The following is a 15,969-nucleotide window of genomic DNA, read 5'->3' on the forward strand; positions in this document are numbered from 1 at the left end:
TTGCGCTTGTGCGCTACTCGAACTAGTGAGTAGTGGTAGCAGCAGGAGTAGTAGTAGAAGGCGTTGCGTCAGCAGCATCTTCCATAGCATCAGCCGAGTTCTCAGCAGCGTCGCGGGTCGAGTCAGCAGCCTCTTCCATAGCGTCAGCCTTCATTTCGCCAGACTCTTCTACGTTCTCAGCAGCATTCTCAGTAGCGTTTTCAGTCTTCGTGTCGCAAGAAGCGAAAGTGAACGAAGCAGCAGCAAGGGCGAGGAACAATACTTTTTTCATGATCAGGATAAATTAGAGAGGGGGGTTGAAAAATCAATTTTGGGTGAATCTCACTTCCTTCCGCAAGCGGCTTATTAGGAGATTCACAGCTTTATACCTCAACCAGCAATAGGTAACCCAACGGGACCAAGAATTTAATTAATTATTCATAGACGATGGTACTTTTAATCATTACACCACATAAAAAAAGCCCCCAGATATACTCTGGGGGCTTTTTTCGTGTGATCAGCCAACTCAATAAAATTGATAATTGCTTACCATTTAACCTTAGAATATAACTGATCTGGTTGGATAGGTGATTATTTCTTGCGGAAAATAATACCGATTGGCACACCCGTAAAGTCGAAATGCTCGCGCAGACGATTTTCGAGGTAGCGGCTGTAGCTGTCCTTCACGTACTGCGGCAGGTTGCAGAAGAAGGCAAATACCGGGTTGTGCGTGGGCAACTGAGTCACGTACTTGATACGCACCATTTTACCCTTCACCGACGGCGGCTGGTGGGCCTCAATCTCCCGTAGCATCACTTCATTCAGCTGGGAAGTGGGCACCTTCTTAGTCTTGTTATGATACACCTGCACGGCCGTTTCGATGGCCTTATGCACGCGCTGCTTGGTAAGCACCGACGTAAAGATGATAGGTGGATAGCTGATCGGAGCAATTTTCTCCTTAATCAGATCCTCAAACTCCTTTACGGTATTCGTCTGCTTATCCTCAATCAGGTCCCACTTGTTTACCACAATCACAATTCCCTTGCGGTTGCGGTCAGCCAAGCCGATGATGTTCACATCCTGCGCCTCAATGCCACGGGTGGCGTCGAGCATCACGATGCACACGTCCGACTCCTCCATGGCCCGAATAGAGCGCAATACGGAATAGAACTCAATGTCTTCGTGTACCTTATTTTTACGGCGCAAACCGGCCGTATCTACCAGAATAAAGTCGTTACCGAAGGCATTGTAGCGGGTCTGAATAGCGTCGCGGGTAGTACCGGCAATATCGGTCACGATGGTCCGCTCCTCACCGAGCAGCAAGTTGAACAGGCTGGATTTGCCCACGTTGGGCCGCCCCAGAACCGCAATTTTCGGCAGACCAGCATCAGGCTCCTCTTCCCATGGATCGTCGAAGTGGCTTACGATAGCATCGAGCAAATCACCAGTACCGGAGCCGTTTTGGCTGGAAATGGTGAAGATGTCGCCGTCGCCAATGCCCAAGGAATAAAATTCACCTGCCGCGTGCGCCCGAGCGTTGGTATCTGCCTTGTTAGCAACCAGATAGATTGGTTTTTTGCCCTGATAACGACGCATCACGTTGGCAAACTCCTCATCTAGGCCGTGCAAACCAGCGTCTACATCTACCATGAACAGGATTACGTCGGCCTCGTCAATGGCCAGCTTCACCTGCTTGCGAATCTCTTCCTCAAATACGTCGTCGGAGCCGTGCACGTAGCCGCCCGTGTCGATAACGGAGTAGTACTTGCCGGTCCAGTCGCCGTAGCCGTAGTGCCGGTCGCGGGTTACGCCGCTTTCGTTGTCCATGATGGCCTTACGCTGGCCAACTAAGCGATTAAAAAGTGTGGATTTGCCCACGTTGGGCCGCCCCACAATAGCGATGGTATTCTTCATGATACGATGCCCCAGCCGCCAGTCCGACCTACGTCTGGCAGTGCCCGGGGATATTAAGTGAAAGATGGTCGGACTTGATTTTAGAGGTGAGCAGTGTGAAACTGCTTCCTCTTACTTATTTATTGATAGCCAAACCGGCTCAACGCTTTCGGGTCGGTGCGCCAGTTTTCGTTGACTTTTACGTGGGTTTCTAGGAACACCTGCTTGCCGAAGAACTTCTCCATTTCTTCCCGCGCCCAGGTGCCTACTTTTTTTAAAGCTTCGCCTTTGTGCCCAATAATAATTCCCTTCTGACTCGCCCGCTCCACATAAATCGTGGCCCGGATGCGAATAATTTTCTCGTCTTCTTTGAACTCCTCTACACCCACTTCGCAGCTGTAAGGGACTTCTTTTTTATAGAGCTTGAAGATTTTTTCCCGAATCATCTCGGCGGCAAAAAAGCGCTCCGGCTTATCGGTTAGCTCGTCTTTGGGGTAATATGGCGGGTGCTCAGGCAAACGCTCCAATACCAGTTCCAGAACACGCTCGGTGCCTAAAGCATTCAATGCTGATATAGCTAATACTTCGGCGGCGTTGGGCAGCTGCTCGCGCCAGTAGGCAAGTTTGGCTTCCACTTCCACCTGCTCGGCCTGGTCAATCTTATTAACCAACACGATTACCGGCGTTTCGGCCCGGCGCAGGCGCTCCACTACGGGCTCTTCGTCATGCTTTTCATAGATATCCGTGACGAACAGAATCACGTCGGCATCTTCCAGCGATGAATACACGAAGCTCATCATGGCGTTGTGCAGCTCGTATTTGGGCTGAATAATGCCGGGCGTATCGGAGTAGACGAGCTGAAAATCGTCGCCGTTCAGGATGCCCATGATGCGGTGGCGCGTCGTCTGGGCTTTGCTGGTAATAATGCTGAGCCGCTCGCCCACGAGCACATTCATAAGCGTGGATTTGCCCACATTGGGCTTGCCAATGATGCTTACAAAGCCGGCGCGGTGCGGTTTAGGTTCGGGATTCACGAGGATGCTGCTGAAAATGAGGCTGCAAAGGTACGGCTTTCGTACGAGTGAACCGTGGTGTCCAATAGGTTAGGTATCAGAATCAGGCTGCCAGACTTTTAGTCCGATTATCTGTTCCTACTTTACGCCTTCCTAGTTAGCGCAAACCATTGGGGTTCTACCTTTGTATTGCGTCCGACGTTCTGTACTGTTTATGCCTGAAAATGCCCCCAGCGCCGTATCGGCGTTTTACTCGTCAATCTTGGTACGCCCGACTCGCCCCAAACCAGCGATGTACGCCGTTACCTCAACGAATTTCTCACTGATGGCCGCGTAGTAGATATGCCGGCCGCTGTGCGCTACCCCTTGTTTCAGGGGTTGGTAGTGCCGTTGCGAGCCCCGAAATCGGCCAAAATATACCAGCAGCTCTGGACCGAGCGCGGCTCTCCCCTGCTCTTCCACGGCCTCGATTTGCAGAAACTGGTGCAAGAGAAGCTGGGCTCACAATACGTGGTGGCCTTCGGGATGCGCTACCAGAACCCCAGCATCGAAAAGGCGCTGGAAGAGCTGCGCGAGGCGGCCGTCGACCGCATTATTGTGCTGCCGCTGTTTCCGCAGTATGCTTCGGCCAGTACGGGCTCAGTGCAGCAGAAGGTGATGGATATTGTGCGCAAGTGGTGGATAGTGCCGAGCATCAGCTTCATCAGCTCCTTCGCCGATGACCCAGGCTTTATCGACACCATTGTGGCCTTAGGCAAGGCTGAAATGGCTAAGCGCGACTACGACCATATCGTGTTCAGCTACCACGGAATTCCGGAGCGCCACGTGCTGAAAGGCAGTTTCAACGGCTACTGCCAGCTGGGCAAATGCTGCAATACGTATAATAAAAACAACCGCTACTGCTACCGCGCCCAGTGCTTCGCTACCTCGCGCCTAGTGGCAAAAGGCCTAGGATTAAGCCCTGACCAATATACTGTGGCGTTCCAGAGCCGCCTGCAAAGCCGCCTCCGCGACCCGTGGCTACAGCCCTACACCGATGAGGTTCTGAAACCGCTGCCCGCCAAAGGCTTCAAGAACGTACTGGCTTTTAGTCCCGCATTCGTGGCCGACTGTCTGGAAACCACTATCGAAGTTGGGGAAGAATTTAAGGAGCTGTTTGAGGAAGCTGGCGGCGAGCATTGGCAGTTGGTACCGTCCCTGAATACCCACCCGCTTTGGGTAAACGCTGTGACGGAAATGATTCGCCATAATTAACCTACTCTACTGCTTAAAGACCTAACCTCTATGCCCGAATAGCCAGTAATTATTCGGGCATAGAGGTTTTTAGCGCCTTAATCAAGCACCAACAGGACGTTTGCGATACTATTGAGTATGATTGGGTTGACGCTAGCTATTTCCTGGGAGCAGATATGGGAAGTGGTGAGCAGTGCCCAGACGTTCTACCTATTTGTGGCTATTGGGTTCGTGGCCCAGCTCCTTGATGGGCTACTAGGTATGGGCTATGGCGTGGTCACGGCTATCAGCCTGATGTCGTTGAATATGTCGCCGGCGACGGTGAGCGCGAGCATTCATACGGCTGAGATGTTTGCCAGTGGCGCTTCCGGCTACAGTCATTACCGGCGGGGCAACGTTAATCGGCGACTGTTCAAGGCGTTGCTGGTGCCGGGAGTGCTGGGGGCCGTAAGCGGGGCCTTGCTGCTTTCTTATTTTGGTCAGCATTTCTCCGCTTGGGTAAAGCCCACGTTAGCAGCGTATCTATTACTTCTTGGATTGCGCATTTTGCGACAGGCTTTTCAGCAGCCGGGCCCTTCTCGTCCCGTAAAGCATATTGGCTGGCTGGCCGGCGCGGGGGGCTTTTTAGACTCGTTTGGCGGTGGCGGCTGGGGCCCCTTGGTTACCAGCACGCTGCTTATGCGAGGGCGCGCTCCCCAATATGTCATTGGCTCCGTCAGCCTCACCGAGTTCTTTGTCACCTTCGCCAGTGCGCTTACCTTTTTTACTACTCTTGGCTTTTCGCACTGGCAGGTAGTACTGGGGCTGATTGTGGGAGGTATTGCGGCGGCTCCTTTGGCGGCGCGCCTTGCCGGGAATCTGCCCGTTCGTTGGATGCTCGCGGGTGTGGGCCTGATGGTTATCGTCTGGAGCCTTTGGACTCTTTACAAGGCCTTTGGCTAATCAACGCTTACGCCACCTAAAAAAGCCCCCCAGAGTCAGCTAAACAATGTTTCCGTGCTGGTCGCGCTTACGGAAGGCATTTAACTCAGCAGGCCGCCGATTCTGGTAGAAGCGCTGCTCATCGTAGGAAGGCTGATTGTAAAAAGCCGCAGAGCCGGCTTCAGGCAAAGGCAGCTTCAGGGCCCGTAGCATGGCCTCTTCGTAGTCGCGGCTAATTTGAATCTCGGAATAAGGCGGGTACTCCATTACCGATTCCATCGTCAGGGCTGGTACAAACACGTTATCACCCTCTTCGTCTAGGGCAGCCACGCCAATGGGCAGTAGAATATGGCGCTCGTTTTTGTTTAAGCGCAAATTGCTGCTCAGCTCAATATCGAGGTAGCGCACCTTCAACGCATCTTCCTCAACTATTAGCTCTGCTACTTCGCCAAATTTCTGTCCGTCGGCGCCGCGCACGCTCCAGCCGCGCACATCGGGGCTGCTATCTGCTACTTCAAACTCAGTTAAGTCGCGCAGACGCCGCAGGTGCATACCCTCAGCGGGTGGAATTGGGGCAGAAGTTGTTTCCATGGTTAAGCGAATGAAAGTCAGATAGATAAACAACGGTGATCCTGGGAAAACCCGTTGGACTACACTGGAAATGAAATCAGGAAGCAGGCTTACTTAATGTGCCAACCACATCGGCGGCCCGCACCAGAAACTCCTGTACCGCGGGCACTTCCGCCTCGGTAATCTGATTGGGCAACTCGTCAGCGCGCTGTACCAGTTCTGCAACAGGGCGCGCCAGGGCGGGATAAGCTTTTTGCTGCATTGCCTGCATTAAAGCAGCCGCTGCCACCAAACCCGGCCGTATACCGGCCTGGGAGGTCTCGCTCAAGCGGCTGGTGGCACTGGTCAGGTCGTTGCGCTTCTCCGTAATGTTGCTGTCGCGCAAGTCGTTGCGGTCAGTTAAGTCAACGAGGGTAGCTGTGAGCAGTTGGAGGCCACGACGCGCGTAATCGGGAGTATCATCCTCATCAGCCGCAAACCGAGCCAGCTCTTCGGCTGATGCCGGCGTTTCTTCAGCGGCCATATCCGTTACGGCTTGCGTGCCGCCATCGGCGGGCGGAGGCGTAGCGCGCGCTTGTGCCTCGGCCTCAGCATCTGTTGGGGCAACGGCGCCAGTTGCAGGCGGAGCAGTAGCGGTGGGCTCCGAATCGGCGCGCAGCAGGAAGTAAGCTCCTACGGCCAACGCCGCCAGCACCAGCAACACCAGCAGCCACGGGCTGAACGAGTTCTTTTTGCGTTGAATATTTATCTCAGCCATAAGTCAGGTTAAAGCAAGTCTGTGGAAAGCAGTACGGACGGCAGCCAAAATAGGTACTGAATGCAGCTGGCAGCCATATGCAGGGGCGTTAAAGGCACGTATTAAAACATTGTAATACATAGCTTTAACGCACCGTTTAGTTATTATTACAGAAGCAAAATAGCCCCCAGACTGGCCTGGGGGGCTATTTTATTTATATAGAACGCGCCACACTTAAGCCGGCACTTTCCGGTACATCTTGGCTAATTGCTCCACGGCAAATTTTACTTCCTCTGCCGTATTGTACTTACTCATGGATAAGCGGATAGCCCCACGCTTGGGGTCACAGTTTAGCGCGCTTAATACGTGCGAACCCGCGTTGGCGCCGCTCGAACATGCCGATCCTCCCGATACCGACACCCGATTAATATCGAGATTGAAGAGCAGCATCTCGTTGATGTCCGAAGGCGGCAGGCTTACATTCAATACCGTATACAGGCTCTGATCGGCGTCGGCGGAGGTGCCATTGAACTGCACATCCTCAATTTCAGCTCTTAGTGAGGTTATGAATAAGTCTTTCAAGCCCTGAATATGACGCTGGTGGTCCGCCATGTCCCGATAGGCAATTTCCATAGCCTTGGCCAGACCCACAATGCCATATACGTTCTCCGTGCCAGCCCGTACGTTGCGCTCCTGAGCGCCGCCATGAATAAGCGGCGTAACCTGCGTACCGGAACGGGTATAGAGGAAGCCGACTCCTTTCGGGCCGTGAAACTTATGCGCCGAACCGACCAGGAAGTGCGTTTTTAGCTGCTGCACGTCATGGCGATAATGGCCCATGGTCTGCACCGTATCCGTATGAAAAACCGCGTCGTGCTGCTGACATAGCTCAGCAATAGCCTCGACGTCGTTGATGTTGCCTATCTCATTATTGGCGTGCATCAGACTCACAAAGGAGCGCGGGTGCGCGGCCAAAAGCTCAGCCAGATGCTCCATATCAAACCGGCCGCGCTCATCGTGGCGCAGGTAGCTCAACTGTATATCACCGCTTTTTTCCAGCGCCTGCAATGTATGCAACACGGCATGGTGCTCTAAGGGCGAAGTAATTGCATGACGCAGCCCCAGCGTACGAATACTCCCGAAGGCAGCATAATTATCGGCCTCAGTGCCACCCGAGGTGAAGGAAATCTCTGCCGGCGCCGCATTTATCAGATGTGCAATGGTTTTGCGCGCATTCTCGATAGCTGCCCGCACCTGTCGCCCATGACCATGAATGCTGCTTGGGTTGCCGAAATGGTTTTGCAGAAAGGGCATCATAGCCTCCAGCACCTCGGGGTCGAGAGACGTGGTAGCGGCATTATCGAAATAAACGGCTTGCTGAGACATGAGGGCTAAGAGGTGAGTGCGGAAAGGGGAGAAGTGAGACTCGTCGGAGGCTCATACAAAGCCATAAAGTACAGAGAGTCTCACTTCTCACCTCTCCGTACTCATGTCTACTTTTATGCTTTCGTTGAGAGAATCTCTTTGATGTCTCCGATGATCTTGTTGGCCAGATGGTCGGCGGTAGCATTCGACTCAGACTCCGCGTAAATGCGGATAATGGGCTCCGTATTGGATTTACGCAGATGCACCCACTCTTTATCAAACTCTATCTTGACGCCGTCGATGGTATTGATGGGCTGCTTGGCGTAGCGCTGCTGCACCTGCTCCAGAATCTTGTCGGTGTTGATGTCGGGCGTCAGCTCGATTTTGTTTTTTGAGATGTGATAATTCGGATAGGACGCCCGCAAGCGCGTCATCGTCAACCCAGATTTCGCCAGGTGAGTCAAGAATAAAGCAATGCCCACCAACGCGTCGCGGCCGTAGTGCAACTCAGGGAAAATGATACCCCCGTTGCCTTCGCCCCCAATAATGGCGTTGGTTTGCTTCATCATATTCACCACGTTTACCTCGCCTACGGCAGCGGCGGCATAATTGCCCCCAGGCGCTCCGTCACGTCGCGCAGGGCGCGGGTACTGCTCAGGTTACTTACGGTGTTACCGCCACCGTTCTGCTTGAGCACATAATCGGCCACGGCTACCAAGGTGTACTCTTCGCCGAACATTTCGCCGTTTTCGCTTACCAGCGCCAGGCGGTCCACATCGGGGTCAACCACAATACCAAGGTCATAGCTGCCTTTTTCGAGCGCCCGTGCAATATCGCGCAGGTTTTCGGGCAATGGCTCGGGGTTGTGGGCGAAATCACCGGTAGGCTCACAGTGCAGCTTCTCAATTTTTTCAACACCCAGCGCCTCCAGCAACATAGGCACAGCCAAACCGCCGCTGGAGTTGACGCAGTCAATTACCACCCGAAAGTTTTTGGCGCGGATAGCCTCTGCGTCTACCAGGGGCAAGGCCAGCACGGCTTTTACGTGCTTTTTAAGAAAGCTGGAATCAGTGCTGTATTGCCCGAGCTTATTTACCGGCGCAAAATTAAATTGCTCTGCATCGGCTAAGGCTAATACTTGCTGACCATCCTGTTCAGAAATAAACTCGCCTTTGTCGTTGAGCAGCTTCAGCGCGTTCCACTGCTTAGGGTTGTGGGAGGCAGTCAGAATAATACCGCCACCGGCTTTTTTGGCGGGTACCGCCAGCTCTACGGTAGGCGTTGTACTCAGGCCTAGATCTATTACGTGAATACCTAAGCCCTGCAAAGTGGCTGCTACCAGCTTGCTCACCATTTCGCCCGAAATGCGGGCATCGCGGCCAATAATGATGGTGTTGTTCTGCGTAGTGTCCAGTACCCACGTTCCGAAAGCGGCAGCGTATTTTACTACATCGATAGGCGTAAGCCCGTCTCCTGCTGCGCCTCCGATAGTGCCCCGAATACCCGAAATTGATTTTATTAGTGCCACAAGCAATGATTATTTTAAGTCGCAAAAGTAGACAAACGCGCTGCTTTCTCTATGAAAGTAGTTTTAGGACAACGACAATTTTTAGTCCTTAAATCTTTTTTCAACGTTGATGACCGAGCGTTCTTGCCTGCGCCATCACTACTCTATGCAGAAAGAGACCGTATATTTGATTTAATGGAAATGTCTTCTCCTTCACGTCGTCCCGAGCAGTTAGCTGCCTTTAGCCGTCTACTGGACGTGCTTGAACGGCTACGCGCTGAGTGCCCCTGGGACCGTAAGCAAACCATGCATAGCTTACGGCACCTCACTATTGAAGAAACTTATGAGCTCTCTGATGCCATCCTGCGCGATGACTTAGCGGATGTGCAAAAGGAACTTGGCGATGTATTTCTGCATTTGGCCTTCTATGCAAAAATCGCCTCCGAAAGTGGCCGTTTTGATATTGCCGACGTTTTGAATACCCAATGCGAAAAACTAATTTTTCGTCATCCGCACATTTATGGCGACACGCAAGTGGCGGATGAGGAGGAGGTGAAGCGCAACTGGGAGCAATTAAAGCTGAAAGAAAAAGGAAACACCTCGGTGCTGGGTGGAGTACCCGTATCATTGCCAGCGCTGGTAAAAGCCATGCGCATCCAGGAAAAAGCACGCGGGGCGGGCTTCGATTGGGAAGAGCCGGCTCAAGTATGGGAGAAGGTACAGGAAGAATTAGGCGAGTTCGGAGCCGAATTTGCCCCCAGAACGCTGACTCTATTGATTCGGAGCGTGCGGCGAGCGAGTTTGGCGACTTATTATTTTCGCTTGTAAACTTTGCCCGCTTCGCTGGAATTAACCCTGAAGAGGCTTTAGAACGTACCAACCGTAAGTTTATTCAGCGTTTTCAATACCTTGAAACAGAAGCCGCCCGCGACGGACACCAACTCACCGATTTAACCCTGGCAGAGATGGATACGTACTGGGAAAGGGCCAAAAAACTACCTGCGTCAACTACCTCCAAGAGCGGTGGGAAATAGCTTTTTTTTAAGTTGCACACCGTTTTAAACCGTTTAAACCCATATTTCATTTGGCGGCGCGCTCGTTTTTATTTAGGTTTGCCAAGCATAGACCTTCTGAGAAACTAGGCCCGCGCACGAGCAGACCCATATTTTATCTCCATTATTGGGGGCCAAATATGAGGGTGAGCGGGGCCGCCGTCGTCTTTAGGCTATTCTTTTTTCACCAAATACCCCATTCATTTTCTCCTTTACCTCTCAACCTTTCACTACCAACCCCCTAATCCTCCGGCACAATGGAACAGAAGAATGCCATGAACAAGAACGTGCGGCCTGCCGCCGCTACCGCTGCTCCTAAGGACGACGCGAAAGGCGGATCAGCGTTCGCCGCCATCGTAATTCCGTTGGCACTTATAGTATCGATCATCATCTACCAGTTCGTATTCGGAAACGGTGCTAACTTCCAAGGCGGTAATAACGAGAACCACCCACTTGAGGGCAACTACCTTGGCATCGTGTACAAGGGGGGCTTTATTGTACCCATCCTGCTCACTTTGTTCTTGCTCGTTATTACGTTCTCCATCGAGCGTTACCTGACCATCGGTAAGGCCCGTGGCACGAAGAGCATCGAGAGCTTTGTACGCTCTATCCGTCAAAAGCTGAACGTGAATGACATCACGGGTGCATTGGCCGTTTGCGACCAGCAGAAAGGTTCAGTAGCTAACGTGGTAAAAGCTGGTTTGCTGAAGTACCAGGAAATGTCGCGTGAGCGTGGCATGGACAAAGACCAGAAGATCCTGTCAATCCAGAAAGAGATTGAAGAATCTACTGCCTTGGAATTGCCTATGCTGGAGAAAAACCTGGTTATTATCTCTACTATCGCCTCGGTTGCTACTCTGGTAGGTCTGTTGGGTACGGTAGCTGGTATGATCAAAGCCTTCTCGGCTCTGGCACAAGCCGGTAACCCTGATGCTACTGCACTTGCTAACGGTATTTCGGAAGCTTTGATCAACACGGCTTTGGGTATCCTTGGCTCGGCGCTGGCTATTATTGCCTACAACTACTTTACGAGCAAAATTGACGAGTTGACGTACAGCATCGACGAGGCTGGCTTCAGCATTATTCAGACGTTTGCCGCTCAGCACGGCGAAAAGGAAACTTACACGGCATAAGTTGCGGTTAACGCACTAAAGCTTAGGCTTCCTACGTTTCTGAATTCAAACTAACTAAGCCAGAAATGCCTAAAGTAAAGCCCCATAGAACGTCCCCCTCGTTGGATATGACCCCGATGGTGGACCTGGCATTCCTGCTGGTGACATTCTTTATGCTCACCACCAAGTTTGCCCCCGAGGAAGTAGTGATGGTGGACACACCATCCTCTACTTCAGATCTTAAGTTGCCGGAAACCAACCTTATTACCCTCTCGGTAGATAAGGACGGCAAAACCTATTTCGCACTGGACAGCGAGCCTGCCAAAATCTTGATGCTGGAAAAAGTAGGTGCCAAATATGGTGTCTCCTTTACTCCTCAGCAAAAGAAGCGCTTCGGCCAAATGACCAGTTTTGGTGTACCAATCCAGCAGCTTGGCTCTTTGCTCGACCGTAGTAAGGAAGAGATAAAGACTGTCAAGCAGCCCGGTATCCCAACTGACTCTACGAACAATCAAATTATTGATTGGGTGATACAGGGAAGAGCTGCCAACCAACAGCTCTTCAAGAAGCCGGTTTATATCGCCATCAAGGGTGATAATAACGCGGATGTACCGACGGTTCGCAAACTTATCAAGTACATGCAGGATAAGGACATCAATCGCTTCAACCTGATTACTGATTTGGAGATGAAGCCTAAAACAGTAGCCGGAAACTAACTGATCGTAGCGAAATGGCAGAAATACAACAACAAGCCGACTCCGGCGGAGGTGGGAAGAAACGGGCTAAGAAAATGTCGACCAAAATCGACATGACACCCATGGTTGACTTGGCCTTTCTTCTTCTTACCTTCTTCATGCTCACGACTACGTTCAATAAGCCGAACGTAATGCAGGTAACGATGCCGGTAAAACCAAAAGAGGGTGATCCACCGTCCGAGATTAAATCGTCGAACGCGATGACTATAATCTTAGGTGAAGCAAACAAGGTGTATTACTACGAAGGCCTATTGGCTGACGACGTAAAACCTGAGTTGCAGGTCACTAACTACGGTGCTACCGGTGTTCGTAAGGTGTTACTTGATCGGATGCGCCGCAATCCGAATACTGTAGTGCTGATTAAACCAGCCAGAAAATCAGTATACAAGAACATGGTTGATATTCTGGACGAGATGAATATCACGAACCAGAAGAAATACGCACTGGTGGATATTTCGCCAGCTGATACTGTACTTATAACGAAGTCAGGGCTATGATGGATAATGCGCAATTGGCCCGTGCTTCCTTCGACGATATCGTCTTTGAAGGTCGCAACAAGGCCTACGGAGCGTTTGTGCTCCGTCGCTTGTATAGCAAGCACCTAACCCGTGCCCTTCTCATTGGCATCGCAATCTTTGCAGTTTTAGTAAGCTTCCCCATTGTTGCCCGCATGTTTGAGAACAGTCGGGAAGTTGAGGATGCGAAGAACTTGAAGGTGAATGAGCTAATGGAAGCGCCGCCGCTTGATAAAGCGGTACCGCCACCACCACCACCACCGCCACCAGAGGCGCCACCACCGCCACCGCCAAAGCTCTCCACAATTAAGTTTACTCCTCCCGTCATCAAAAAGGATGAGGAAGTAGTAAAGGAGGAAGAAATTCCGGATCAGGAAGAGCTGAAGGATAAGGTGGTTGCCACTGAAACCGTAAAAGGAAACACCGATGAGGTGGACCTAAGCGGTCTGGAAGGCGACGGAGATGCAGCAGTAGCTGAAGTAGTAGACACGAAAGTGTATACCTACGTAGAGCAAATGCCGCAATTTCCTGGTGGTAATGATGCTATTGTTGGTGCCATTCAAAAGGCCATTAAGTATCCAGCATTGGCACTGCGCAACCAAGTAGAGGGCAAGGTTTTCGTAAACTTTACCGTAAACCCACAAGGTGAGGTAACGGATGTGAAAATCACCAAAGGCATTGGAGCCGGCTGCGACGAAGAAACCGTTCGCGCCGTGAAAACACTGCCAAGGTTCGCTCCTGGTAAGCAGAATGGCCGTGCAGTAAGTGTATCATTTACTGTTCCGGTAACCTTCGCTATCAAGTAAATTTCTTGCTTTCCGAAGCTTAAAACCCCAAGTAACCGCTGTGTTGCTTGGGGTTTTTATTTGTGAAAATATATTGATCGGCATGCATACTAGTTGAAATATATAGAGCGTTGAGGGTTTGAAAGCCAGAGCGGCAGTAATGGGAAGTGGATATTATATGGCTTGGGTAATGCGCGTTGCAGCCTCCTTTCACCTTTTAGCCTATACAACCCATGAAAACCCTCAATCTCCTCACTGCTACCCTCGACGATATCGTCTTCGATGGTCGCAACCAAGCGTATGGCGCCTATGTACTGCGTCGTCTATACAATCGGCACTTGGCGACGGCCTTAGCTGCCACATTGGCCCTTTGCTTAGCGCTGCTTAGCATTCCAATCCTGGTGCAACGCTTAGCTCCGGCTATTGCATACGCTACGCTTCCAACCGAGCCCGGGATCATCGAGCTTGAGCGCGTTATTTTGCCCCCCACTCCACCTCAACCAATCGCTCCCGTAGTTACGCCCCCCCCAACACGCGCAGTAGTCGTGGAGGCTAATCCAGCTGATGTAATCGCAAGAGTGGTACCGGATGAGCTGGTTACGAATCCCATCCTGATGGAAGAGGTTGTTGGTGAAACTACTCCTCCCGGAGCTATCGTTGGTCCGGTGCCTATTTCTGGCAGTAATACTGGCCTCATAACCGATATCCCAAGTATAGGCACTGATTCGGGCCAGACTGCCGCTGGATCAGTTACTAAGCCCTTCCTAACGGCAGAAGTAATGCCCGACTTTGTAGGTGGCCCGGAGGCGTTGCGCCGCTATATGCAGCGCAATCTGCGCTTTCCGAGTCAGGCGGCAAGTGCTGCGGTTTCCGGTCGTGTGTATATTTCCTTTACAGTAAATGCCGATGGCACCATCTCAGATATAGCCGTGATTAAAGGCTTAGGCTATGGGACGGACGAAGAGGCAGTGCGCGTAATAAGTAAAATGCCCCCCTGGACGCCCGGACGCCAAAACGATCATGCTGTCCCCGTGCGCTACACAATGCCTATTACCTTCCAGTATCAGTAAAGAGGTTCCTGAGCGACGAGCAAGCTTAGATCAGTAAGAAATGCAGCTTTTTTAACACGCAGCAAATCCAGGGGGCAAATCAGTGCTTCCTGGATTTTCTATATCTATCTGGCCTTAAAATATCCAGGATGATATATATTTTGGGCTGAGAGGCGAACAATCTACCTACTTTTATACGTTAAGGCACTAACTGAATAATTTTTCCCGTTAGATCACGCTTATGTTGAATCGCGAAACCACAGATGAACGCTTAGGAAAGCGCGGCGCTAATAATGTAATGCGCTACTTTTCTCTGTTCATGGCCTTAGCTTACATTAGCTTGGGCATCTTTCTTTGGTTTGCCTCGCCTGAGGCATTTTCGTTGTCGCCGGCCGTACAACGCACCCTGGGGGGCATTTTTGTCCTCTACGGAATTATTAGATTTGTCCGCACCTATCAGCAACATTTCAAGAAATCCAATGATACTTCTGCGCGCTAATTGGCGAGCAGCCGGCACCTTGCTTCTGCTCTCCGGCTTACTCACAACAGGTTGTAATCAAGGCAATCCGGCTGATAGAGATACACCTACCAGTGGCCGTCTCAATATCAGTGTAGATGAAACGTTTGAGCCTATCATGCGCTCACAGGTTGATACGTTTCAGAAACTGTATAAATCGGCTACTGTCACGGCGGTTTATAAGCCGGAAGAAGCCGTCATGCAGGATTTGCTAGCGGATAAGGTACGTGCCGTAATTGTTTCGCGGCCGCTGACAGATGCTGAAAAAGCAACATTTAAGCAGCAAACCATTACGCCTCGCGTAACCAAAATTGCTACTGATGGCCTGGCTATTATTGTGCACCCAAGCAACCCTGACTCGCTGCTGACACTAACCCAGCTTCGGGCTATTTTCACGGGTCAAACCCTGAAATGGACGCAGGTGAGCGGCAAAAAAGGACTAGGGGATATTAATGTGGTATTTGATGCGAACCGTTCCAGCACCACCCGCTATGTTCAGGACTCAATAACTCAGGGAACCCCTTTAACGAAACGGGTGTTCGCGGCAAAATCGAACCCTGAACTCCTCGATTACGTTGCTACGCATCCCGACGCAATCGGCGTGGTGGGTGCCAACTGGATAAGCGACCGTGACGACTCGTCGGTGCAGAGCTTTTTGCAAAAGGTGCGTGTAGTGGGCATCAGTGCTCTCGACAATCCTAAGTCACCTGACGATTACGTACAGCCATACCAGGCTTATCTGGCGCTCAAAACATATCCTTTGCGACGCGAGCTGTTTGTTATCAACCGAGAGGCAAGGACGGGACTCGGCAGCGGATTTGCTTCTTTTGTAGCTGGCACTAAAGGCCAATTGATTATTTTGAAGTCGGGACTGATGCCGGCCACAGGCCAAACGCGTATCGTGACAACTTCAACCAAGTAGACTTTAAACTCTTTTACTCACTCTTCTCCACTAACCCTTTTGCTC

15 protein-coding genes and 2 pseudogenes are annotated in these 15,969 nt (G+C 51.4%); 10 read left to right on the forward strand and 7 right to left on the reverse strand.

Annotation, left to right across the window (positions count from 1 at the left end; translation table 11 throughout):
* Nucleotides 1–22 precede the first annotated feature (22 nt).
* From H9L05_RS04890 to era, 3 genes are all read right to left on the reverse strand, one after another.
* On the reverse strand, nucleotides 23–271 hold the full coding sequence (locus H9L05_RS04890; RefSeq protein ID WP_187733249.1) for a hypothetical protein: 249 nt from the start codon (nucleotides 269–271) through the stop codon (nucleotides 23–25).
* Between the two features lie 299 nt (nucleotides 272–570).
* Nucleotides 571–1,893 carry a ribosome biogenesis GTPase Der gene (gene der, locus H9L05_RS04895; RefSeq protein WP_187733250.1) on the reverse strand — a complete coding sequence of 441 codons (1,323 nt, stop codon included), beginning with the start codon at nucleotides 1,891–1,893 and terminating at the stop codon, nucleotides 571–573.
* Nucleotides 1,894–2,012: 119 nt separating this feature from the next.
* A complete protein-coding gene (gene era, locus H9L05_RS04900; RefSeq protein ID WP_187733251.1) occupies nucleotides 2,013–2,906 on the reverse strand; it encodes a GTPase Era in 894 nt (297 codons plus the stop codon).
* 219 nt (nucleotides 2,907–3,125) lie between these two features.
* Here era and hemH point away from each other — a divergent pair, with 219 nt between their 5' ends.
* Together hemH and H9L05_RS04910 are read left to right on the forward strand one after the other, a co-directional pair.
* Complete coding sequence (gene hemH, locus H9L05_RS04905) at nucleotides 3,126–4,139, forward strand: ferrochelatase (RefSeq protein ID WP_187734185.1); 1,014 nt, start codon at nucleotides 3,126–3,128, stop codon at nucleotides 4,137–4,139.
* A gap of 117 nt (nucleotides 4,140–4,256) precedes the next feature.
* The gene (locus H9L05_RS04910; RefSeq protein WP_187733252.1) at nucleotides 4,257–5,060 is read left to right on the forward strand and encodes a sulfite exporter TauE/SafE family protein; all 804 of its coding nucleotides are present in this window, start codon (nucleotides 4,257–4,259) and stop codon (nucleotides 5,058–5,060) included.
* Between the two features lie 39 nt (nucleotides 5,061–5,099).
* On the opposite strand, the gene H9L05_RS04915 is transcribed toward H9L05_RS04910, so the two are convergent.
* The 4 genes and pseudogenes from H9L05_RS04915 to glmM form a co-directional block, all read right to left on the reverse strand.
* Complete coding sequence (locus H9L05_RS04915; RefSeq protein ID WP_187733253.1) at nucleotides 5,100–5,630, reverse strand: PRC-barrel domain-containing protein; 531 nt, start codon at nucleotides 5,628–5,630, stop codon at nucleotides 5,100–5,102.
* A gap of 76 nt (nucleotides 5,631–5,706) precedes the next feature.
* Nucleotides 5,707–6,366, reverse strand: a complete 660-nt coding sequence (locus H9L05_RS04920; protein WP_187733254.1) for a hypothetical protein — start codon at nucleotides 6,364–6,366, stop codon at nucleotides 5,707–5,709.
* 213 nt (nucleotides 6,367–6,579) lie between these two features.
* Nucleotides 6,580–7,731 (reverse strand): cysteine desulfurase family protein, encoded by a 1,152-nt coding sequence (locus tag H9L05_RS04925; protein WP_187733255.1) that lies wholly within the window; start codon nucleotides 7,729–7,731, stop codon nucleotides 6,580–6,582.
* A gap of 113 nt (nucleotides 7,732–7,844) precedes the next feature.
* A pseudogene (glmM, locus tag H9L05_RS04930) lies at nucleotides 7,845–9,238 on the reverse strand (phosphoglucosamine mutase).
* A gap of 180 nt (nucleotides 9,239–9,418) precedes the next feature.
* Between glmM and mazG the strand changes: the two are divergent.
* The 8 genes and pseudogenes from mazG to H9L05_RS04970 all read left to right on the forward strand — a co-directional run bounded on the left by mazG (nucleotide 9,419) and on the right by H9L05_RS04970 (nucleotide 15,924).
* A pseudogene (gene mazG, locus H9L05_RS04935) lies at nucleotides 9,419–10,251 on the forward strand (nucleoside triphosphate pyrophosphohydrolase).
* A 275-nt stretch (nucleotides 10,252–10,526) separates the two neighbouring features.
* Nucleotides 10,527–11,402 carry a MotA/TolQ/ExbB proton channel family protein gene (locus H9L05_RS04940; RefSeq protein ID WP_223284737.1) on the forward strand — a complete coding sequence of 292 codons (876 nt, stop codon included), beginning with the start codon at nucleotides 10,527–10,529 and terminating at the stop codon, nucleotides 11,400–11,402.
* A 65-nt stretch (nucleotides 11,403–11,467) separates the two neighbouring features.
* A complete protein-coding gene (locus tag H9L05_RS04945; RefSeq protein WP_187733256.1) occupies nucleotides 11,468–12,097 on the forward strand; it encodes an ExbD/TolR family protein in 630 nt (209 codons plus the stop codon).
* Between the two features lie 14 nt (nucleotides 12,098–12,111).
* Nucleotides 12,112–12,633, forward strand: a complete 522-nt coding sequence (locus H9L05_RS04950) for an ExbD/TolR family protein (protein WP_187733257.1) — start codon at nucleotides 12,112–12,114, stop codon at nucleotides 12,631–12,633.
* The gene (locus tag H9L05_RS04955; protein WP_223284738.1) at nucleotides 12,630–13,457 is read left to right on the forward strand and encodes an energy transducer TonB; all 828 of its coding nucleotides are present in this window, start codon (nucleotides 12,630–12,632) and stop codon (nucleotides 13,455–13,457) included. The genes H9L05_RS04950 and H9L05_RS04955 overlap by 4 nt, the downstream gene beginning before the upstream one ends.
* A gap of 212 nt (nucleotides 13,458–13,669) precedes the next feature.
* Nucleotides 13,670–14,506 (forward strand): energy transducer TonB, encoded by an 837-nt coding sequence (locus tag H9L05_RS04960; RefSeq protein ID WP_187733258.1) that lies wholly within the window; start codon nucleotides 13,670–13,672, stop codon nucleotides 14,504–14,506.
* Nucleotides 14,507–14,726: 220 nt separating this feature from the next.
* Nucleotides 14,727–14,984, forward strand: coding sequence for a hypothetical protein (locus H9L05_RS04965; protein ID WP_187312035.1), 258 nt, complete (start codon nucleotides 14,727–14,729; stop codon nucleotides 14,982–14,984).
* Nucleotides 14,965–15,924, forward strand: a complete 960-nt coding sequence (locus H9L05_RS04970; protein ID WP_187733259.1) for a PstS family phosphate ABC transporter substrate-binding protein — start codon at nucleotides 14,965–14,967, stop codon at nucleotides 15,922–15,924. Before H9L05_RS04965 ends, H9L05_RS04970 begins: the two co-directional genes overlap by 20 nt.
* Nucleotides 15,925–15,969: the final 45 nt, after the last annotated feature.

It is taken from the genome of Hymenobacter qilianensis (genome assembly GCF_014489555.1).
In the GTDB taxonomy this organism is placed as follows: Bacteria; Bacteroidota; Bacteroidia; order Cytophagales; family Hymenobacteraceae; genus Hymenobacter; species Hymenobacter qilianensis.